The 19,979-nt window shown below is 55.2% G+C and carries 21 protein-coding genes, 1 pseudogene and 1 riboswitch; of the genes and pseudogenes, 3 read left to right on the top strand and 19 right to left on the bottom strand.

Going from position 1 to position 19,979, the window contains the following annotated elements; all coding sequences use genetic code 11:
* Positions 1-105: 105 nt before the first annotated feature.
* The 3 genes and pseudogenes from OQ248_RS26690 to OQ248_RS26680 all read right to left on the bottom strand — a co-directional run bounded on the left by OQ248_RS26690 (position 106) and on the right by OQ248_RS26680 (position 2,235).
* Positions 106-443 (bottom strand): annotated as a pseudogene (locus tag OQ248_RS26690) (DUF6572 domain-containing protein).
* Positions 444-671: 228 nt separating this feature from the next.
* Positions 672-1,025 carry a DUF6572 domain-containing protein gene (locus tag OQ248_RS26685; RefSeq protein WP_265814656.1) on the bottom strand — a complete coding sequence of 118 codons (354 nt, stop codon included), beginning with the start codon at positions 1,023-1,025 and terminating at the stop codon, positions 672-674.
* Between the two features lie 10 nt (positions 1,026-1,035).
* On the bottom strand, positions 1,036-2,235 hold the full coding sequence (locus tag OQ248_RS26680; RefSeq protein WP_265814655.1) for an S-type pyocin domain-containing protein: 1,200 nt from the start codon (positions 2,233-2,235) through the stop codon (positions 1,036-1,038).
* 203 nt (positions 2,236-2,438) lie between these two features.
* Between OQ248_RS26680 and OQ248_RS26675 the strand changes: the two genes are divergently transcribed.
* Positions 2,439-3,452: a hypothetical protein gene (locus OQ248_RS26675; RefSeq protein ID WP_265814654.1), complete on the top strand. Its 1,014-nt coding sequence runs from the start codon at positions 2,439-2,441 to the stop codon at positions 3,450-3,452.
* A 46-nt stretch (positions 3,453-3,498) separates the two neighbouring features.
* On the opposite strand, the gene OQ248_RS26670 is transcribed toward OQ248_RS26675, so the two are convergent.
* From OQ248_RS26670 to OQ248_RS26645, 6 genes are all read right to left on the bottom strand, one after another.
* Complete coding sequence (locus OQ248_RS26670) at positions 3,499-4,515, bottom strand: hypothetical protein (protein ID WP_265814653.1); 1,017 nt, start codon at positions 4,513-4,515, stop codon at positions 3,499-3,501.
* A gap of 140 nt (positions 4,516-4,655) precedes the next feature.
* Positions 4,656-5,168 (bottom strand): GNAT family N-acetyltransferase, encoded by a 513-nt coding sequence (locus OQ248_RS26665; RefSeq protein WP_260329044.1) that lies wholly within the window; start codon positions 5,166-5,168, stop codon positions 4,656-4,658.
* Positions 5,126-5,422 carry a DUF1778 domain-containing protein gene (locus OQ248_RS26660; protein ID WP_221399029.1) on the bottom strand — a complete coding sequence of 99 codons (297 nt, stop codon included), beginning with the start codon at positions 5,420-5,422 and terminating at the stop codon, positions 5,126-5,128. Before OQ248_RS26660 ends, OQ248_RS26665 begins: the two co-directional genes overlap by 43 nt.
* A gap of 348 nt (positions 5,423-5,770) precedes the next feature.
* Complete coding sequence (locus OQ248_RS26655) at positions 5,771-6,247, bottom strand: phage virion morphogenesis protein (RefSeq protein ID WP_265814652.1); 477 nt, start codon at positions 6,245-6,247, stop codon at positions 5,771-5,773.
* Between the two features lie 88 nt (positions 6,248-6,335).
* Positions 6,336-7,082 (bottom strand): phage minor head protein, encoded by a 747-nt coding sequence (locus OQ248_RS26650; RefSeq protein ID WP_265814651.1) that lies wholly within the window; start codon positions 7,080-7,082, stop codon positions 6,336-6,338.
* Position 7,083: 1 nt separating this feature from the next.
* The gene (locus OQ248_RS26645) at positions 7,084-8,577 is read right to left on the bottom strand and encodes a DUF935 family protein (RefSeq protein WP_265814650.1); all 1,494 of its coding nucleotides are present in this window, start codon (positions 8,575-8,577) and stop codon (positions 7,084-7,086) included.
* Between the two features lie 15 nt (positions 8,578-8,592).
* On the opposite strand from OQ248_RS26645, the gene OQ248_RS26640 reads away from it, so the two are divergent.
* Complete coding sequence (locus tag OQ248_RS26640; protein WP_265814649.1) at positions 8,593-9,324, top strand: NAD(P)-dependent oxidoreductase; 732 nt, start codon at positions 8,593-8,595, stop codon at positions 9,322-9,324.
* Between the two features lie 1,166 nt (positions 9,325-10,490).
* Here OQ248_RS26640 and OQ248_RS26635 read toward each other — a convergent pair.
* Positions 10,491-10,955 (bottom strand): hypothetical protein, encoded by a 465-nt coding sequence (locus OQ248_RS26635; RefSeq protein ID WP_265814648.1) that lies wholly within the window; start codon positions 10,953-10,955, stop codon positions 10,491-10,493.
* A gap of 166 nt (positions 10,956-11,121) precedes the next feature.
* Positions 11,122-12,045: a helix-turn-helix domain-containing GNAT family N-acetyltransferase gene (locus OQ248_RS26630; protein ID WP_265814647.1), complete on the bottom strand. Its 924-nt coding sequence runs from the start codon at positions 12,043-12,045 to the stop codon at positions 11,122-11,124.
* A 65-nt stretch (positions 12,046-12,110) separates the two neighbouring features.
* Between OQ248_RS26630 and OQ248_RS26625 the strand changes: the two genes are divergently transcribed.
* Positions 12,111-12,620 (top strand): hypothetical protein, encoded by a 510-nt coding sequence (locus OQ248_RS26625; RefSeq protein ID WP_265814646.1) that lies wholly within the window; start codon positions 12,111-12,113, stop codon positions 12,618-12,620.
* Between the two features lies 1 nt (position 12,621).
* On the opposite strand, the gene OQ248_RS26620 is transcribed toward OQ248_RS26625, so the two are convergent.
* From OQ248_RS26620 to OQ248_RS26585, 8 genes are all read right to left on the bottom strand, one after another.
* Complete coding sequence (locus OQ248_RS26620) at positions 12,622-13,311, bottom strand: phytanoyl-CoA dioxygenase family protein (RefSeq protein WP_265814645.1); 690 nt, start codon at positions 13,309-13,311, stop codon at positions 12,622-12,624.
* Positions 13,286-13,609, bottom strand: a complete 324-nt coding sequence (locus OQ248_RS26615) for a gamma-glutamylcyclotransferase (protein ID WP_265814644.1) — start codon at positions 13,607-13,609, stop codon at positions 13,286-13,288. Before OQ248_RS26615 ends, OQ248_RS26620 begins: the two co-directional genes overlap by 26 nt.
* Before the next feature lie 65 nt (positions 13,610-13,674).
* The gene (locus OQ248_RS26610) at positions 13,675-14,712 is read right to left on the bottom strand and encodes an alpha/beta fold hydrolase (protein WP_265814643.1); all 1,038 of its coding nucleotides are present in this window, start codon (positions 14,710-14,712) and stop codon (positions 13,675-13,677) included.
* Positions 14,713-14,860: 148 nt separating this feature from the next.
* Complete coding sequence (locus tag OQ248_RS26605) at positions 14,861-15,334, bottom strand: hypothetical protein (protein ID WP_265814642.1); 474 nt, start codon at positions 15,332-15,334, stop codon at positions 14,861-14,863.
* A 113-nt stretch (positions 15,335-15,447) separates the two neighbouring features.
* Positions 15,448-16,359: an ABC transporter substrate-binding protein gene (locus OQ248_RS26600; RefSeq protein WP_265814641.1), complete on the bottom strand. Its 912-nt coding sequence runs from the start codon at positions 16,357-16,359 to the stop codon at positions 15,448-15,450.
* On the bottom strand, positions 16,356-16,715 hold the full coding sequence (locus OQ248_RS26595; protein WP_265814640.1) for a (2Fe-2S) ferredoxin domain-containing protein: 360 nt from the start codon (positions 16,713-16,715) through the stop codon (positions 16,356-16,358). The genes OQ248_RS26600 and OQ248_RS26595 overlap by 4 nt, the downstream gene beginning before the upstream one ends.
* The gene (locus OQ248_RS26590) at positions 16,715-18,652 is read right to left on the bottom strand and encodes a TonB-dependent receptor (RefSeq protein WP_265814639.1); all 1,938 of its coding nucleotides are present in this window, start codon (positions 18,650-18,652) and stop codon (positions 16,715-16,717) included. The genes OQ248_RS26595 and OQ248_RS26590 overlap by 1 nt, the downstream gene beginning before the upstream one ends.
* Before the next feature lie 91 nt (positions 18,653-18,743).
* Positions 18,744-18,950, bottom strand: a riboswitch (cobalamin riboswitch).
* A gap of 109 nt (positions 18,951-19,059) precedes the next feature.
* Positions 19,060-19,971 (bottom strand): hypothetical protein, encoded by a 912-nt coding sequence (locus OQ248_RS26585; RefSeq protein ID WP_265814638.1) that lies wholly within the window; start codon positions 19,969-19,971, stop codon positions 19,060-19,062.
* Between the last annotated feature and the right edge of the window lie 8 nt (positions 19,972-19,979).

Raw genomic sequence — 19,979 nt, 5'->3', positions numbered from 1 at the left:
ATGGGTCTTTGCAGATACATACTCAAAGGTAACTAATGGACTGACCTGCCGTTTGGCAGGTGCCGTAAGGCGGCAGAGCGCACGGTCATTCCATGATGCATTTTCTTACCCCACTTTGAGCGCGAACTCGAGTCCGATACCACCTCCGCCAATGTTTCAGCAACGCGATCGATGAACATCTCGCCTTGTTCTGATAATTCGTATTTGACTTGGAGGCGTATGACGGGTGATTTGCCGAGTGCGCGGGGTATCTCGGTGTAGATTTCACCGCTCTCGATGAAGGCGATGTAGTTGTTGATTTTCTCTTGTAACACCAGCTGGTGTTCGCCTTGTTCAGCCTTATCGACCCACCGGAGATGGTCGGCGATGCCCAGGATGATTTTGTTGTTGTCCCTTTTTGGAATGCCCCACATATCGATCGTTTTGGCGTCTGTTACGGACATTTCACTTCCTTGGTCCATTGTCTTTGGGGTGGTCGCAAGATTTTCTTCCATGCCTTCGGACCACCCTATACGCAGCCCCTATTGCCTTAGTTCTCTGATTGCCTGCTGAGCACGATCTAAACCGGATCAAGGCCCACGTCGTCAAGAAATCACATGGATCGAATTTTGGATTTCGGAGGGATGCGCTGAGCCGTTAGTGTCCTAGCGTAATTCAACCTATCCCCCCAATTAGTGCCGAATTGCTGACTCGTCTTTGAGCACAAACTCCATTCCAATGCCCACGCCTTTGAGCACCTCGGTAACGCGATCAATGAAAATCTCGCCCTGCTCGGGAAGTTGGTACAGGCCATTGACGCGAATTTTCGGACTTTTGCCTTTGGCCGGCGGGTAGCTTTCCAGCAATTCGCCGCTCTCAATGAAGGCGATGTAGGTGTTGATCTTCTCTTGAAGCAACAACAGGTGCTCTCCCTGTTGGGCTTTGTCGCCCCATTCCAAGTGATCGGTGATGACGAGTACGACGTTGTCGGGCTCCCATTCGGGTACTGCGATGATGTCGACGACTTTTGTTTCGGTGATGGACATGTCTGCTCCCTCAGAGGGTCGGGTCGGGTCGAATGATGTCGACTCTGGTGGGTGGAATTCTGGTGCCTCCGGTGAAGCCGGGTTTGCCTTTGCCGACGACGGTCGCGCCGGACTTTTCAATTTCTGGAAAGCCGAGTTTCTGGTTGCGGGTGAGCGGCGCTGTTTCTGAAGATTTGCACTCAACGCATGAAATATTACCTTCGGCATCGCGGCCCATCATATCAATGCGGGTACGGACTCCGCTGTCGGTTTTGACTGTGACCTCACGGGCGGCTTCAGGTTTGGTCTTGCTGAACTCTTCGAAGGACGCTTCTTCAAACGCCTTGCCCTTTTGTTTGTTCTTCTCTAGCTGCGTGCTGAGCACGATGTAGATGGGCTCTAGGCCTGCGTCATCGGGGAACCAGATGATTGCGTCCTGGAACTCTGGGGGATGCGCTGGGTTGGCAAGGAGTGTGTCCGACTGTTCGGTCGGTGGGTATACCCATACGGGTGGTAGTTGGGGCGCACCTTCTAGTGCTGGAATACCCAGCACGCCGTCTGGGCTTGTCGCTGGCGTCCAGGTGAGGCCTATGCCGTTGCCTATGTCGGCAACGAATTTCTCTCCGTCCTTTTCTGCTTTGATGACAGGGACATTTTCCCAGTCCTTTTTGCCGCCGGTGTAGAAGCCGTATGCGTTGACGGAGCCATCGGGCAGTGTTTTTACGTTGACGCGTACGCGGGTGCGGCCGCTGTCGAGCGTGGCGTATTGATCTTTTTTGTAGAAGGCGCTGTCGGGGGCGATGGTGGTGTTGGGTATTAGTAGTGCGATTGTGCCTACTGCTGCGCCGGCGGCTAACGTACCAGCGCCCTCTAGCAGGTTGAGTGCAAGTGAGCCGCCCAACCTCTGGGTGATGGTGCTGCCGGTTGCGGAACCGCCGACCAGTTGCAGTGGCGTACCTTCGGCGGTGACTGCCGCCGCTGTGCCGAGCACGGCCCATAGGCCGTAGTCAGCCAGTTTTTCGACGGGCACGAACCCTGCCGGGTTGGTGTGGTTGATTTCGCCGTCGGGCAAGTTGCAGCTTTTGGCAAAGACGCAGCCCATGATTTCGGGCTTTGCGTCTGGTGCTGGTGGGAGGTCTTTGTACTGCGCCCAGTGTTGAGCGTTGATGTCGACGGGTTCGACACCGGTGTTGCGGTAACCCTTGGGTGGGTTGGGGACGTAGCCACTCAATCCTTGATTCCTTGTCCTGGTCCTTTGAACGGGGTGCAGGGTGACAGGTGGCGTTTTGAGTGGCAATGAGTGGCACTTTGATTTCACTTGAGTGATTATCCCAGCCAGATAAGTCCTGACACGGCGCTCGGCTCAGAATTTGATATGCCAAAATCTTGCTGCGACGCTCCCCCTGAGTTCGATCTACTAAACTGGAAGGAATCATGTCCAAAAAGAATCAACTAGATTTTATTGTTGAGAAAAAAGCTCGAGCTTCTACTTGGGTGTATGCAGGTCTTGGAGAACTGTCTACATTGCATATCGGCTTCACTTCTCTCAATTCGCCAGATCCCTATCAAATATCACTCCATGTTGTTGCCATTGCTTCATGTATTGAGGCGCTCTTCAGGGCTTGTATAAAAATTCTGATTGATGAGGAAAACAGCCCTTATCTTGAAAGAGCAAGAGGCTTTAGGGATTTGACCTTTGATTTTGAGTTGACCAAGGCGCTCAGCCGCAAAGAGATAACATTTGGGGATCTGGTTAGTCACAACGTTGGTATAAGCGGTGTTGATCAAATAATAAAACATTTCGGCGTGTTGTTTGAGGGTGACGCTGGGTACAAGGATCTGAAAAACTGTCTGGCGACAGTGCGCGAGTTTATTGAGCCTCCAGAAGAGGCACTTATGGGGGGGGCAGATCAGTATGCCCCAGAATATGGCGATATAATCGTTGCTGACGCTGACGGATTGATTCGTGATATCAGAGATATTTTTGCAGCTCGACACATAGCTGCTCACGAGGCAAACTTTCGCTTAGTGAGCTCTGCTCAATTACTGCAATGGTTTGAAAGCGCAATGATGTTCGCCAACTCTATGTACGAGATAGTCGAGCAGAAAATTCATCCTGGTGCATCTCGCGAAGCTTTCGGAAGTTCTCTTCAGGCAATGCAAAATTCAGGTGCACTTTATGAAAAAATCGACGAGGAATGGGAGGAACTAATCAAAAAATGGGAGATAGAATGGGATCTGGATGATGCGGCATTGCTAAAGCTTCGAACAAGTATTCTTGAGGCAGACAGTTCCTTTAGCGACTATCTCGATAAAGAGCTCGGTCTGCACTATGCTCGTGTCGGATGTATTTCTGGGCATGGATACCGCCATCTTGAAGCCAAAATTCAGAAAATGCTCCTTGAAACACGGCTGAGCTACCTAAAGCGGCTGAGGACGGAGGTATAAAGTTAGCTGTGTTCATTTAAGCCCATAGGCACTATGGGCTCATATCCTACTTAGGTCGGACCGTAAAACCACCGTCCAATCCCATAAATTTTTGGTTAATATGGGGGATTTTCAAGCCCAAGCTCATGAACATTGATACCGAAACTGGCGCTACATGAATAGGTGTGACTATTTCACCCGTTTCTGAGCGAATAGTTTCCATCATTTTGTTAGTAGACTGATTGATTCCGGTCTCCGGTAGGAGATTAATTGAGGTGCGGATTTTCCTTGCATTTATCAAGGTGTATGCAATTGCTGTTAATACGGTAATTACTTTGCTTAATATTTTTGCCGGTCGCTTGCCTAGGCTATTTTTATACCATTCTCTTTCTGAAATGAATGACAGAATACACGGCGCCCTTCTGGCAAGAAGATAGTGGAAACTTGAAGATTCACTGAAAAGATGTCTGATGTTTTTTACGTCTGCGTTGTCTCTAGGTAATCTTGTTACGCATAACCAGCTTTTGATTTTGATTTCATTGTTATGGCCGTTTACTCTGAGCTGCGCGATTGCCGATTTTATTTTCGGCTCTTGAGAGCGGATGTCAGGATTGTCTTCATCTAAATGAACAGCTAAAACAGCGCCTTTGTCATAACTTAGCGACAGTCCATTTCCTATAGGAATTGGCATCCCCTTGTTGCCTAGCACTAACTGAATTGCGAAGCCGATTACCAAAAAGCCTAATCCTGCCAGATTTGGAAGGTAGTTATGATAGGGTATGAATCGAAAATCGAGCCCCGTTCCCGCTGCTGCACTGATTAGATCAATCAAAATCAAAATGCCTATCGTTGATCCGCAAAGCGCAACGGATATCATTAGAATTCTAACAATCCGGAAGTTAAAAGCGCGCATAAACATTATGTGATGCCAATACTTGAGCCGGTGTGAAAGATCTTTGTTTTTTCTCTTTGCGACTACGGTAGTGCCAATGTAGTAGACGACCGAACATCCCATAATGGCGAGTATCAAAGCCCCCACAAATCTATAACTTACTACTATGTCTAGCGACTCAATTGCGAACATGTTTGATCTTTACTTATTTGCGCCCACTCAATCAGCACTAATTTCAAATAAATAGTGGTGATTTAGCTTGCATTTAATACATAATAAGCCCCAGCTGAATTTTTTCAGTTGGGGCTTTTGGATTCGATTGAGCGGAGCTTCTATCGCAGTGACAACATCAGTGTCAGTGGCGAGATAGGGCTTTCAATAAACCCGGCGTGCTTTTTATAAAAGTCCGCCAAATTTTGATCAAGCGCATGAACCAAAAGCGCGCGTGATCCTACAGTCTCTGATGCTGCGATTGAGCGCTCGACGGCGTCTTGCAACAGAGCTTTTGCCACACCTTGCCCTTGAATCGTTTTATCGACACCCAAGCGACCAAGAATCGTGACGGGGCATGGATTCGGGGCGTTACGTTGCAGCTTTTTTGGAGCTTCGTCACGCACGACCGCACCATTGGTGAGCGTGTAAAAACCCAGCACCTGGGTAGAACCTTTACGGCACGTCACGTAGATGACTGCGTCTTTAGCTGCTTGCGCTTTGAGAGCCCGTTTGACGTATGCGTCGATTGAGGCTTCACCGCATTCGAAAGCGCTAAAGTCATGCATTTCGTTCAGTTTTTCGGGAGCACTCAACTCCAGATTTTTGGTCTTTGCAGTAGTTCCTTGAGACATTTGTTTTCTCCGATTGGGTTGTCTTCTAAAGCCCTCTCGAATTGGTCAAATGCTACATCGTCGAGCACAAACAATCGTCTATCCAGAATTACATCCTCCGCTTTTTGGCAGGCTGCATCCACAATAAAGCTTGTTCTGTCACTCCCCAATATTGCAGCTGCCATATCGATCAGGTTTCGTTTTTTTATGTCCACCCGCATATTTATCGCGGCTGGCTTTTCCTTCATGCTTATAATTTCTAATTCTGATTTCATAATTTAATATTCCAACTTCAAACTAGCGTTAAGTTTCGCTCCTTACTTCCTCCTTAGGACTTTATCATTCCCAAAACGTTAATTTTCACTTTCATTGTTCCACTCCATTTAGGGTAGTTTGTGTGTACACACGGTTTGGCTTCAGTAAGCCTAAGTGCCTGTCGGCTTCAAGGGTAAGGGCAGATGTGGTGCCACTGAGAACAAGATTAACCTCTTGTGTAGCTTTTGTCAATACCCGACTACACATTTGCTACACGATCTGCATCATGAGAGCTGCCGTCTTGGGAGTGAAATAATGATGCAGCTGGGTCTAAATCTCCCTATCTCCTCCCTTATGGCGGCAGCCCCTCACTCAGATACCGTGCTTTGAAAATAATCGAGCGTCAGCGAAAGAATAGCGTCGGCGGCCTGTGGTTGCAGGTGGCCTTCGCTGTCCATCGGTAAATATGGCCTGGCCGGTATGTCTCCCCACAGCTGCGGAAAATCCGCCTGTTCCCCACCAAATTGCATCATCGCCGCATACGGTTTGTTGCTGCCGACCATGGCGGTGCTGTCGGTTGCGTGGGTAGTGATCGAGGCCGCGAGACCGGCGGCGCTGACCTGCAGGATCTGGCCCGGCCAGTGGCCGTGTTTGGCTCGGTTTTCGGTGGTGACGTCGGAGAGTTCTGGCCATTGGGGGCGACCTTCGTGTTCGAAGTTTTCTTCGGTCTGGCTGGCGAGTTCGGTGGCGATGGTTTGCATCAGGGGTTTGAGGTCGCCGACGGCCAATTCTATTTGGCTGAAGGTTTGTTGTAGGTGTTGGTGGTTTATTTCGATGGTGAGCATTTGGGGGGCTTTGTTCCGGTCAAGAGTTCTTGGGGGCTATTGGTCCGCCATCGCTGGCAAGCCAGCTCCCACAGGGATTTGGGGTGGGTCAATGGGGGTGGTTTTTGGGGACGGTTTGTTTTTGTTGTAGGGCTTGGGTCAGGCCAGTGCCTGGGGCGTGGTTGAAGCCGGGGTCGGGTCGGAATGTGATGGGTTGGCTTTGGCTGGTTTGGACGGTCAGGCCTCGGCGTTTGACGGCGGCTTCTGTCAGGGCGATGACGCGGCAGCGGCAGTTGTATCCGTTGGGTGGGTAGATGGTTTGCCAGATGGGGTCGTCGTGGCGGTAGACCTGGCCGTGGAGTGCGCGGTGGCTGGGGCGGGTTTTGTTGTCGAGGATGGCGATGAGCATCCAGTACGGGTGGGTGTGGGTGGTTTGTTGCATGGCGGTTTTGCGGCCGGCCATGTAGGCGCTTTGCAGGTTGGTTTGGTAGATGGTTTTGAGTCGGCGTGGGCTGCCGAGTTGGACGGGTTGGGCGGTGCCTTGGCTGTCGACGATGATGGGTTTGCCCCACCAGCCTTGGGCTTGCAGGGTCGGTTGGAGGTTGTCGGTGAATTGTTTGAGGGTGTGGCCTTGTTGCAGGGCTGTTTCGAGGGCGGCGCGGATGTCGGACAGCAGATCCAGGTGCATGGCTTTGGCGACGGTGAAGGCTTGGTGGTGGGCCTGGTCGAGGATGTCTTGCCAGTGCCAGGTGATGGCGTAGCCCTTGGCTTTGAGGTAGGCGATGGCGTTGGCGGGTTCGAGGCCGAAGATGGCTTTGAGGTCGATGGGGTTTAGGGGGTGGGTCTGGGTGGCCATGTCAGTCTTCTTTGTCGGCGGCGGCGCTGAGGCGGCCCCAGGTGTTGGCGATGAAGATGAGGTGGGCCAGTTGTTGCTGCAGGGCTTGGCTGTCCATGTGTGGGTAGGCTTCGGCCAGCAGGCCTAGGGCGTCGGTGTCGTTTTGGCTGTGCTGCAGGGCTTGGATCAGGGGCGTGATGGCGTGTTCGGCGTGTTGTTGCAGGGTGGCGGCCGGCAGGCTGTTGATGGCTTGGTCTAGGGCCAGTTGGTCGAGTGCGAGGCTGGTGGTGGGCTCGGCGAATGCGGGTGAGCCGATGGTGGCTGGTGGTGGTTGCAGGTCGCCGTCTTGCAGGTTGTAGGTGCGTTGCCAGTAGGCGTTGCTGAATTTGACGCCGGATTCGGTGAGGGCTTTGTCGCGTTGGGCGAGGCTTTTGTCGATTTCTTCTTGTTGCCACAGTTGGTAGTCGGGGGCGGCGATGTGGGGGCCGAAGTTGAGGTCGACGACGTGGCGGATGCAGGCGTTGAGTGCGGTGGCGACGATGCTGGCGTCGCCGTCGCGGATGTCTTGGGTGACTTCGGCGCCGGCAGTGGCGCTGGCGCGGTTGCTGTCTTTTTCGGTGGTCTGGTTTTGCCCGAGCATGGCGACGTTGATTTCGCTGCGGCAGTAGTCGAGCAGTTGGCGGTAGACGTCGGCGCTGCCGGCTTTGCCGGCGGCTTCGATGATTTGGACGCTGGCATCGTCGGGGATGGCGGCGACGGCGTCCTGGACCATGGCTTCGAGGCTGTCGAGTAGCAGGTTGGTTTCGTCGTCGGTGGCGCCGCGTGGGTGTTTGCCGATGACCCAGGGGCTGCCGTACTTTTCGGTGAATTGGACCCAGAATTTGAGGCCGCCTTTCATGAAGGTGGCCGGCCAGAAGCACATGCTGAGGTCCGGGAAGCCGTAGGGGTTGGCGTAGGTGGCGTCTTGGCGGGCGACGATGAAGCGTTGCGGGTCGCAGGGCTCGCCGTCGGGGCCTGCGTCTTTGGCGCGAAAGCGCAGTGTGTTGGTGGGGTCGTAGAAGAACCATTCGGCGGGTTTGCCGAGCAGGTCTTGCGGGACGAGGTGTTTGCCGATCGGTTGCCACATGAGTTCGATGGGTTGGTAGCCGAACAACGGTGCGTCGAGCAGTTCACGCAGGATGCGGTCGAGGTCGAGGTCTGCTAGCCAGTCGGTGATGAAACGTTCGATGTTGGGTGTGGCTTGGCCGCGTTTGAGGCCGCGTTCGAGTGAGAGGACGGCGGCTTTGCGACGGCGGATGTTGCCGCCGACCAGGGCGCTGCTGCGCAGGTCGCGGTAGATCTGGATGTCTTTGCCTTGGGCTTTGAGGATGGGGTCGGGGTTTGGCAGGTGGGCGCTGAAGCCGCCGGCCTGGGTTCGACCACGGGTGGCGATGTGGTGGTTGAGCGCGGGACGGCGCTTGGCTTCGGTGAAGTTTTTGAATTCGGTGGGGCTGACCCACAGGCCTTGGTGGTTCATGCGTACCCTTGGGTGATGCGCTGGCCCTGGCGTGGGCGGCGGGATTCGGCGGGCCAGATCGGCAGAGCTTTCTGGGCTGCGCGAGACGATAAATCCGATTTGCGTCTGGCCGATATAGACGTAGCCAAACTTCCTGACTCTGCCGAGCGCTTCTCTCTCGACATCAGGGATCAGGCCAGTTGTCTCGAAGCCTGCGAAGGCATTCACACAGTGATTCACCTTGCTGCCGATCCGAACGCGGACGCCGACTTCACGTCTTCCCTGCTGCCGGTGAATATTGTTGGCACCTACAACATGCTGTTCGCTGCAAAAGCTCAGGGCTGCAAGCGCTTCATATTTGCGAGCAGTGCCCAGGCGATTGAGGGGTATCCGAAAGACGTCCAGATCCATGAATGGATGGCACCTAAACCGGGAAATCTTTACGGGGTCAGCAAAGCATTTGGCGAAGCGCTGGCTTCGATGTATGCGAACGACGGTCAAATGACGACAATCGCGGTCCGTATTGCAAACGTCGCCAGATTTCACGCTGGCGAAACCCACAGCCCTCGTGACGTTGCCGCGTTTATCAGTTACAGGGATGTTGTTGCGTTACTGGAGCGATGCGTCGAGGCCGAGCTGAGCGGATTCCATGTTGTCCATGGTGTCTCGGATAACCGCTACAAACGTCTTTCAATTGATCAGACCAAGAAAACCGTTGGGTACGCGCCCCTTGATAACTCATTCGAGATTCTGGAAGGGCGCGCTTGATCTGATTGAGTGCGGTAGCTTTCAGGTCACCTGAGTACATCACGAACGACTCGACTGATGTGACAGGGATGGAATGAAAGAGTGGAAGGGGACTGATTTACTATTTAAAAAATATATCAGTCCCCTTTCTTTTTTTCTTTTTTTTCATTGTGGTTACAAAGGCCTCGCATTAGGCCCACTAATGCCTGCACCAGAATCAATAGTGGCCCTCCGTTTCTTCCTGAGTGTGGGATGCAGCCTCTCTTTATCGTCCGCAAGCCAAGGTACAACCTTGCTGGCAGTCAACCATGAGATTCCAAATGCGAACAGACCGGCCGATTCGCCTGCAAATACAAAGCCTCGGTATTTTTCGCCCAAGTCGAATATCTCCCCAACTCCTAACGCGGCAACCGATCCAAGTATTGCGATAGCGCATATTAAGTAGATCACCATTCGTCGGCCGGCCTTAGTCGACTTTTGATTGGGCGACTGCTCGAATTTCCGCTTAGCCCTGAGGTAGAAAATGCGGCAAAATACGGTAAGGACTAGAAAGAGAACTGTAGCGGACGCCAGATGAACGACGGGGATCCATTCCATCGTCGGGGGCTCAGCACAACGGGCCAACGGGGCTCCTACCGTACGCACGGCTTCGTCAACAGGTGGACTTAGCTTGCACTTACATGGGAACAACGCAATCCCGAGTGCCGCGACAGCAGCAATCTTGCTCAGCCAGGCCTCGCACTTTGAACCGCCAAGATAGGCAAATAGGAACGCGGCAATTGAGAACAGGGACCCCACAAATACGTCCCGCGCCCAACCACCTTGGACGTATGCTTCACTGATAGAGTCAAGCCATTTGCCTGCCAAGAGGGTGCACACTGCTCCCAGAGACACTGCAATCAGGCCCACTATCAGTTTCATGGTGCCTTGATTTATGTCTTCAGGCTCATCCGTCGGGTCACTTACTGTTTCGATAGGGCATCTGCCAGGGAGTGCGTTTGAAGGAGCTTCTGTGTCCATATGGGGAATCTCGGGCTGTTCGGACAGTGGTTCGATGGATGAATGGACAGCGCTGGCGCGGTGTAAGCCCTCGTGTCACACGTGACATTATGTAATCCGGATGTACTGTCAAACTTTGCTATCCCTGGAGCCCCCCCGGCCAGCCTATGCAGGGCTCCAGTCCTGAACTAACCCCTCACGCTGATTACATTGGTAATTGAGAGGAAGAACAACAATATTCCCAGAACCATGACAAAGACGTGAGGCAGTGCGACATGGGGCCACAGTGCGACGTGTTTAACTCTTTCCATTCGTATCGCTTTCCACGCGATGTACCATGACGTGCCAATCTGGAAAGGGTGTTCGACTTTTGGTTCGCCACGAAAGTGTGCTTCGATCAGATTGCTCCGGACGGAATAAGACATCTGAAAGAGTTTCCACTCAATCTCAAGTAACCAAAAAAACGCAGTACTGATGGAGGAAACAAGAAAAGGGATATTCGAATGACTAGCGAAAGCTCCGGCTATCGAGGCCAGACCGAAGGTTACGCTCCAGGCTTTGATGGTCAAGGCGCGCGAATCGAAGTCCTCAATGGTCTTTTGAAGATGTAGATACTCAGCTTGAAGCGCTGCGTTCAATTGGTCCTGGTTCATAGACGGTTCCCTTTTCAAGTGCAGCCGATCATTCGAGCCATGTGTTATTCCAGATGATCCTGTCTAACCAGTAACGCTGTTCAGCGTAGCGTAAAGGAAAACAGGGGGGATCTATTTTTCAGAATATAAATCCGTCCCCTTTAACAAGTTCAGACGAAACAGAGCCTCACAACCCAATCGCCCACGTCTGACTCACCAGCTCCTTCCCGAAGCTGAATATCGACTCTTCCTCAACCAATTCAAACCCCGCCCGCTGATATAACTTGCGCGCATCCACCAGATTACTGGTCGTCCACAGAATCATCTTTTTGTACCCGACATCCCGGGCAAACCTCAGACATTCGTCAACCAGTCGATTGCCTATCCCCAACCCCCGAGCGCTGGCGTCCACAAACAGCATGCGCAGTTTTGCCGTGGTTTCGTCGTGCCGGATGACAAACACCGAACCCACCACTTTGCCGTCCTTTTCCGCGATCCAGCAGCGCTCGCTGGCAGGGTCGAATTCGCGCAGGTACTTGGCGACGATCTCGGCGACCAGCGCCTCGAACTCCCAGTTCCAGCCATATTCGCGGGTGTAGATCACGGTTTGTTGCTGCACCACCAGCCCCATGTCGCCGGGTTGCGGGTCCCGCAGCAGATAGGTCGTCGGTTTGCCTCCCTCCAGCAAGGTCTGGATCTGCCTCATGGACTCAATCAATTGCAATTGCTGCGGCTCGGCCATGCGTTCGAGCAGGGTGATGACTTCCTGCCGCGAGGCCTGTTCCAGCGGGGCGAGGATTTCGCGGCCGAGGTCGGTGATATGCAATTGGCTCGCGCGGGCGTCGGTGGCAGAGGGGACTTTCTGGATCAGGCCTTTTTTGTCGAAGCCGCTGATGATCCGGCTCATGTAGCCTGCGTCCAGGCCCAGCATCTGGCGTAGGTCGGCGCTGGTCAGATCGCCGCCGGAGGCCAGTTCGTAGAGGATGCGCAGTTCGGTGAGGGAGTAGTCGCTTTGCAGCAGGTGTTCCTGCAGAACGCCGATCTGACGGGTGTAGAAGCGGTTGAATTGCCGGACGATGTCGGCTCTTTCAATGAGTGGGTACGTGGACATGATGGCTGCTCAAGTGTTTGCCTAAAGCAACTATATAGTTGCCTTGGGCAATCAAGTCAATTGAATTGCTGACCAACGGCGACCTCCCTTATGCTGCGGGTTCATGGAGTTACTCTCACAAGGAAATCAAAGTGAAACGACTTATCGCCGCGTCTTTCCTGGCCGTCCTGGCCGGTTGTGCATCTCACGGTAAAAGCGACGAAGCCATTTACCGCGAAGCTGCCGACGCCCACGTCATGACGCTTCCCGCCGGGCAGACCAAGGTCAGCCTGGTCGCTACCAAAATCCTGAGTCACGGCCTGATCGGCGACAATCTGGCGATAGCTGCGGGAGGCGGGGCCAACGCCATGCAACTCAAGCAACAATTGCAGATGGCCAAAACGGTCGACGATACCGGATTCCTGATCATCGGTGCCGGAACCTCACTCGATGTGGCCGTCATCAAGAACGCCTTCGAGTCGCTCGATCTGAACGGCATGCGCATCTACTACGCGGGCGGAGAAAATCAGAAAGAGGCGGTGCGCAGCGCCGTCGAAAAAGCCCGGGCGAAATTTCAGTTCATCAGCGTGCAATAAGCTATGGCCGGAGGGGGAAATCCGCCGGATCAAACCGTTCGCTGGTGTCCATTCGAATATTTCTGAGACCCACAGTTTCCAGGTGTGATGCGTAGAGCATTTCCGAAAAATAAGTGATCAACAGTGTGCGACGACGGGCGCCGGTGGCATTCAGGCTGCCGGCGTGAATGAGATCGGCATCGAAAATCAGGATGTCGCCCGCACTGCCGGTCAATTGCACGGATCTGGACTCGTCGGCGAAGTCGACCGGAGGATCGTCGGGCGCAGAAAGATGGCTGGCGGGAGCGATGCGGGTTGCGCCGTTCCCGGGGCCGTAATCGTCGAGGTAGACCAGCGCGATGGCGGTGTCGCCGGGACGTTGCGCCGACAAGTCGCGGTGCAGTTGCTGGTGGCCGCCGTTGGCGAGCGGTTCGCGGCCTTCCACTTGGGAAATAAAGAAGCGCTCGCCAATCAATTCGCCCGCCACCGCCAGCAATGGTGGCAACCGGCACACGGCCTGAACCGTCGGGTCGGTGTCCAGCAGCGAATGGCGCCAATCGACTCCCCGAGGTACGGGCCATTCGCTTGAGGGCCTTACGCCGGAGTCGAACGTATTCCGAAGTCCGGCCAGCCATGCAGCCGGGATTGCCTGGCGCAGCAGGGCATAGCCGTCTTGGTGAAGTTGTCTAGCGCAGGGCGTAGACCCAGGCATCCGTTGCCGTCCCGTCATCCAGAGTCACCTTGGTCAAAACCCGCTGATACTCGGCCCCTTCAAACTCATCGAGCGCCGCCCAGTGCTGAGGGAAATTTTCGGAAGAGAACACAAAGCCCTCAATGACGTCGCCATTGTCGGCAATCACCAGACCGGGAAAGCCCATCGCCGCACCCCAGCCGGCGTGCGACAAGCGCCCCTTCAGCGAGGCCGCCTGCCAGGTGCCGCCGATGTTCAGCATCACATGTTCATTCGGTCGGCCGGGGCCCAGGGTTCCATAAACGAAGAGACGTTCCACGATTGCTCCTGACGATCAAAAAGGAGGGATCCTGACGTATCACGAATGCGCAGGCAACAGCGCCATCAGTTGGGAAGTGACCGGTTCAGAAACCCGTCGATCAATGCCACAACCTGTTGCTGGATCACCTCACGCGAACGGCCGCCACCATCCCCGCAAATGATGCCGTCACCTGGTGAGTCTTCTTCCAGCAACGCCACTGCGCCTGGCTTGCACGCTGCCATGAAGCTGAAATGGCTGGCGTCGCTGATCTCGACATACTGCGACGATGCCGAAGGCAGCCGCTTGGCAAGATTGGCCGACTCCAGTTGGGCGGGCAGGTCTTCAGACGGCACACCAGCGCCAATCACCAGTGTCGGGACCGGTAACGCGGCGAGGCTTGCATCGGTCATCCCGCGTGACAGGCCGAGGTCCAGTGACACGATCGCGCTGACGCGTTTGTCGCTCAAGTCCGCGCTCATCCGGTTCTTCGATTCTGGCGTGTCGGCGACGTTGATCGTCTTGTAGACGGAGCAACTGGCGAGTTTTTGATGGGCTGCGCAGTCCTTGGCAAAACGCTCGGGGTCGAAACGTGAGCCGGCGAGTTCTAGGGCAGTCCAGCCGCCGAGTGAATGGCCGGCTACCGCAATTCGACGCATCGAAACGGCACCCGTTTGCTCGGGCCGAGCGGTGACCGCATCGATGACGCGGCTGATGTCGGCAGGTCGTTGCCACAACTGTGCAGCCGCTTGCGGGCTGCAGTCATGCGTCGTGGTGCCGGGATGGTTGACCGCCGCCACGATGTATCCCTGACGGGCCAAGGCAGTGGCCAGCCACGCCTGGTTGCTCCAGTTCCCTCGGTAACCATGCGAGAGTACCAATAACGGATGCTCACCGGCAGCCGGTGGTGCATCGCGCACGGCGGACGTCCCGACGAACACAATATCGTCGGCAATCAACTGCGGGGTGGCGGTAGTCTTCGCGGGATACCAGACGACCATTTCCAGCGGACGGTCGTTGTGCGCGTCCGGCAGTGTAGAAGTCCGGAAGCCGATGGGGTTTTCGTCAGCGTTTGCGCTGGCCGAAAGGCAGATCAGTAGCAGGATGCCGAAAGTTTTTTTCATTGTTTTTCTCTTCCTTGATCAAAGTGAATCGCCCCCCGACATTCCTGCCCCGTCTGTTTGTAAGAACCTGACGTGATTTCCGTATCGGTTGGCCCAGCCACAGTATCAGTTACCGGGCTCTTGCAGGGGGGATGACGCTCCCTGGAATCTAGTTCACGTAATCCTCATTCAGCTTATCCAGCGCCTCGACGATTGCGGTCGTTTGCGCCTTTGCCGCATCTTCCATGACCTGATCAACCACGGCCTGAACTTCCACCACTCTGTCGAACAGTGCGCGACCTTCCTTGGTACTGGAAAGAATGCTTTCGGTTTCCTCGAGACTCTTGTTGTTGGCTCGAATCATCACTTCAAGTTCTTCTTCGGTGAAGTGATCGGAGTAGACATCAATGATCTGGTTTTTGGTCGCTTCCCTATCCAGGTTTTTTGTCACGACTTCGCGAATGGTGTCGGTCGGCAGTGCCCAGTAGTGTGAGTTGAAGAACTCCAACAACACCTCCAGGCGGGACTCGAAGTCGTCGTAGCGAGTGGATTCGACCAGCTCCCGCGCTTTGTCCTTGCTGCCACCGCAGGCAGTCAGAGCCACGGCAAGCAACACAGCGAACGTTATTGTTCTCAAACCCATGAGCGTCTTTCCTTGATCAAATCGGCAGGTATGGATCGCGTGGCATGATTCAGATGCCAGGGGCCAGTGGCTCGGGATTCTATCGGGTCTTCAGAGATTTCTCGCGGTGATGTTCAAGGCAAGGCCCTGAGCCGCTCTGCCAACTCCAGTGCCACCCGAGCACTGCCCACGGTGGGCAACAGATGCGTAAACGGAATATCGATCATCCGGTCCTCACGCACGGCTCGCAGGGTCGACAGCACCGGATCCTGCATGAGCAACTGACGCTTGCGACTGGCCGGTGACCATTGCGCATCGGCCAGCAGGATCACGTCGGGGTCACTGGCGAGCAGGGTTTCACGGCTGACGGTCAACCGGTATTGATTGATGCCGGCGAAGAGGTTTCGCGCCCCGGCGGCGGTCAGCAGGGTGGTGACGAATCCGCGTCCGCCTTCGCTGTCCAGGCCTTTGACTTCGCTGTCGAGATAGAACACGGACAGCGGTTTTCCTGAGCCTGTCAAAGCCTTGGCTTTGTTCAGATCGGCGTCCATTGCGTCGCGTAATTCTTTGGCGCGTTGCTGTTTGTGCAGCAATCCGCCAAGGGTCAAGAGGTCGCGGCGTATGTGTTCGAAGTAATCCAGCGAGTGCCCGTTGCAGGCCGACTCCAGCAGATACGTAGCAACACCGTTGCGCCCCAGTCCGCTGCGTGACGTCACGCCATTGCCGAACGCCGTCGCAAATCCACCCACCACCAGATCCGGTTTCAGCGCGTACAACACTTCGCTCGACGGATAGCGGTGCGAGATCACTGGCACGCCGAAGTACTCGGTCTGAGGCGCGCCGGTATCATCCAGATAGGCCACACCCGCCAGCGTCGAGCCTGCGCCCAACGCCAAGACCAGATCGGCTGCATGCTGATTGAGCGCAACAATCCGCGACGGTGGCGATGCCGGCAGGTGCCAGATCTCGCCACAATTGCGGTAGTCATCTGCCAGAGCCGGAGAACCGCAAAGCAGGGCACCGGCCAGAAAGAGCAGCCTTCTCACGAGCGCTCCTTGATCAGCAGATCCTCGACCACTTCGCCACCCACCAGATGCACTTCGACCAGTCGCTGCGCATCGGCGTGACTGCGTACGCCGTACCAGCAGGTTTCCGGATACACCGTCATGACCGGCCCGAGATTGCACGGAAACTGACAGTGCGTACGCGTCAGCAAAACCCCGCCCGGCGTCTCGATGCGGTCATGGGCCAGCAAGTGCCGGCGCAAGGTTTTCCATATCTGCAACGCCCCGCGCTGGGTGCAGCGCGGGCCGGTGCAGAGGAACACGTGGCGCGCATGCTCGGGCACGTGCGACCAGTCCGGGTGAGAATCGACGCCGTCGGTGGTGATGATGTCAGCCATCAGAAACGGTACGTGTAGCGGACTTCGGAGGTGAACGGCCGTCCGAGGTTGTCGACGTTGTTCGAGCGGCTGGTGACGTAATCGCGGTCGAACAGGTTTTCCACCAACAGGCTCAGGCGATGCTGACGGGCGCCATCGAGATAGCGATAAGCGTCAGCGTCCACCACCGAATAATGGCCGTACTCGACCTGTTTCGAGCTGATCACATCGCGGATATAGCGGATCGCACCGCCGGCGCCCCACATCCGGTCAACCGACTCGTAACCGATGCGCGAACGGGCGAAGAAGCTTGGCACATCGTTGATCGTCACCCCCGTTCGGGACTCAGTCAGGTTGCGGGTCATATCCGCCTGCAGGCTCCATTGATCGTTGAGCGCCAGTTTCGTGTCCGCCTCGAAACCACGCATCTGGATCCGCCCCTGGCCATTGACCCACTGGATGTCATCGAGGGTAATCAGGTCATCGATCTTGCGCTTGAACAGGGTGACGCTGGCGCTGAACTCGCGGTCGATGAGCAAGCCTTTGTAATCCAGACCGAGTTCGGCGTTGCGGCTTTTCTCCGGTTTCAGGTTACGGTTGCCCAGTTCATCGCCCGGTTCGTTGACGAACAGTTGCTCGGCGTTCGGCAGTTTGTAGGCCGTGCCGTACTGGCCACGAACAGACCAGTTTTCATTGAGGTCGTACAGCGAAGTGAGCATGCCGACGGTGGCGCTGTCGCCGCCGCTCATGGCTTCGTGGCGGATGCCGATGCTCGGATGCCAGTCGGGCAGGGCGTCGATCTTCGGACGCAACTGGGTGTAGAACGCGTGGGCTTCGGCCTTGTCGTTGTCGATGATCAGTACATCATCCTGGCCCTTGAACCACTGGTTGTCCGTGCCAAACACCAGCACATGGCCGCCGGGCAATTCAGCCTTGCCTTCGGCCTGCACGCCCCAGTCGGTGAAACCCCAGTAGTCGTTGTGGTTGATGGTTTTTACACCGCCATCGGACGTGTTGTTGATGCGCGTGTAGCGGGTGTTCCAGTCGTTGATGTGGCCTTTGACGAAGTAGCTCAGGCGTTCGTTGACGTTCTGTTCGAAGGTCGCCGTGGCGATCTGCTGGATACGGTCGTTGGTGGTCTTGTGGTTGTCCACCGGGCGGGCGAAGTCGAGGTTGGCGTCGGCGTATTGGTAGAACAGTTCCAGGCGCGCGTCATCGGCAAAGGACTGAATCGCCTTGGCGCCGAAGGTCGTTACTTCGTAGGCGCGGTCCTTTTCGCTGCTGTTCCTGATGTCGCGATTGCGAAACGGCTGATAGCCGTCCGAAACGTTATGGCTGACGTAAGCCAGCAGGCCCAGGTCGCCGAAACCGTTGGTGAAGATGTTTTCGACCCGCGCATCCTCGGTGGTGCCACCGAACGTATCCACGCCCATGTTCACTTCGCCGGAGGTTTTGCGGCTCTGCGGGCTGCGGGTGACGATGTTGATAACGCCGGACACGGCTTGCGTGCCGAACAGCAGGCTCTGCCCGCCCTTGAGCACTTCGATGCGTTCGATGGCGTTGGCCGGCAGGGTGTCCAGGTACAGGCCGCCGTACAGGCGATTGTTCAGGCGCACGCCGTCGAGCAGGATCAGCGTGTCATCGTTGCGCCCGCCCAGCAGGGAATAGGTGCCGTAGTCGAACGGGCCGTTTTTCGGCGCGACGTACAGGCCGGGAATGAACATCTGCATCACGCGGCTGACATCGGCACTGGGGCCGGCGCGTTCGATCTGCTCGCGGGTGACGATCTCGACCTTGCTGCCGAACTGCGCCATGTCGGCGACGGTGGTGGACTCCACGGACGGCGCGGAAACGATTTGCTGAGTGAGTTCAAGCGGTGCGTCATCGGCCAGCAACAGGGGGCTGAACAGGCAGCCGAACAACAGGGATGGAGCCTTGGTGTTGAAAGGTTTGATCATCGTCTTCTCGAAAGGATCTTCGCAGAAGAGCATGCAGGAGAAGGCATCGCGCACACGCCGACACCGGCCCATGCCCGCCCACCGCAGGAGTTTGCCAAACAGCATTTCAGGCCGGTCTCCGGGCTCGCGCGTCTGGACGCTTTCACCTTCCCATGGCCGTCTGGCCACAGTGGTGTGTCGAAAGCATCACGCGCCTACCGTTGCGGGGGCAGCACCGGACTTGTTCGAAAAGAACGCACCGGTTTCCCGTTTCACCCCATGCACGGCGGCATGGGACACCTGAAACAGGGCGGCATCTGAACATCCGGATGGGCGCTCGTCAACTTCGTTGCAGGATGGAAAGCATCCTGCGACGCAGGTGGGGGATTGTGGCGAGCCCCGATACTTGAGCCACTGAAGTTCTGGTTCTAGTGAGCGTTCGAGAACACAAAGACCGAAATCATCCCCCCGCCGAGTACAAACATCATGATGAAGATAATGTTCAGTTTGAGCCGGTTTGAACTTTCCAGTTGATTGAGCCTGACTACCAGATCGTCCACTTGGGCCGAAGTTGCCAGTCCCTTTACCGCGTTGGCCAGAGCTTGCGGGGAGATGGAGTTGTCCGTCTTATTTTCCATAGGGTGTGTTTTTAATCGAATTTCACCCTTGACCTTGGTCAGTCTGAGGGCCACGGCCACAACCAGAAGAGGAGTTGTCACTAATTGCAGGAGTTTCAGGTACCGTTCATAGACGTTGGCAGCGTGTCGAGTGTTGTGCAATGCCTGTGCCTGTTCCTCGTAATCGGCGTTGGCCTGTTTGAAGCGCTTCACTCGTTCAACGATCAGCGGATTGGAAAAACTTTCAGCCTCTGGGAAAACGCTGTCGTAATTCATGAAAATGTTATTGTCTACTTTAGTGTTCACGCGGTTTACAGGACGAATTCTTTGAAACAGATCGCAGGCACTAGCGAGCTGCTGGGCTGATTCGCTCTCCAGTACGTCGTCTTTTTTCGATGAAAGGGGCAAGCAGATTGTCGCATCGCTTAACTCGTCTGCTGCGATATTCAGGGACTGGGCAGCAAGCTGACTATAGGTTTCTTCCACCCTCAGGTTTGAAAGCTTTGAGTCCAGGCCAACCTGGATAAATTGAAATACAAGGCCCAACGAGCCTGCGATGATCCAGACGTAATCAACTCTTTTCCAATAAATATCATTAAACCGACTTGGCAATAAACGACTTTGCCAAACGAATAACCAGCAAAAGCAAATAAACAGACCCAGAATTCCGAGAATGGCGTAAGCCGAATACTCGAACATTTCTTTGATCAACGATAACTCCATGTCGTGCT

It is taken from the genome of Pseudomonas sp. COW5, assembly GCF_026240005.1.
Taxonomy (GTDB): domain Bacteria; phylum Pseudomonadota; class Gammaproteobacteria; order Pseudomonadales; family Pseudomonadaceae; genus Aquipseudomonas; species Aquipseudomonas kribbensis.
Note: the sequence above shows the minus strand (reverse complement) of the source record. Positions and strands in the feature narration are given on the sequence as shown.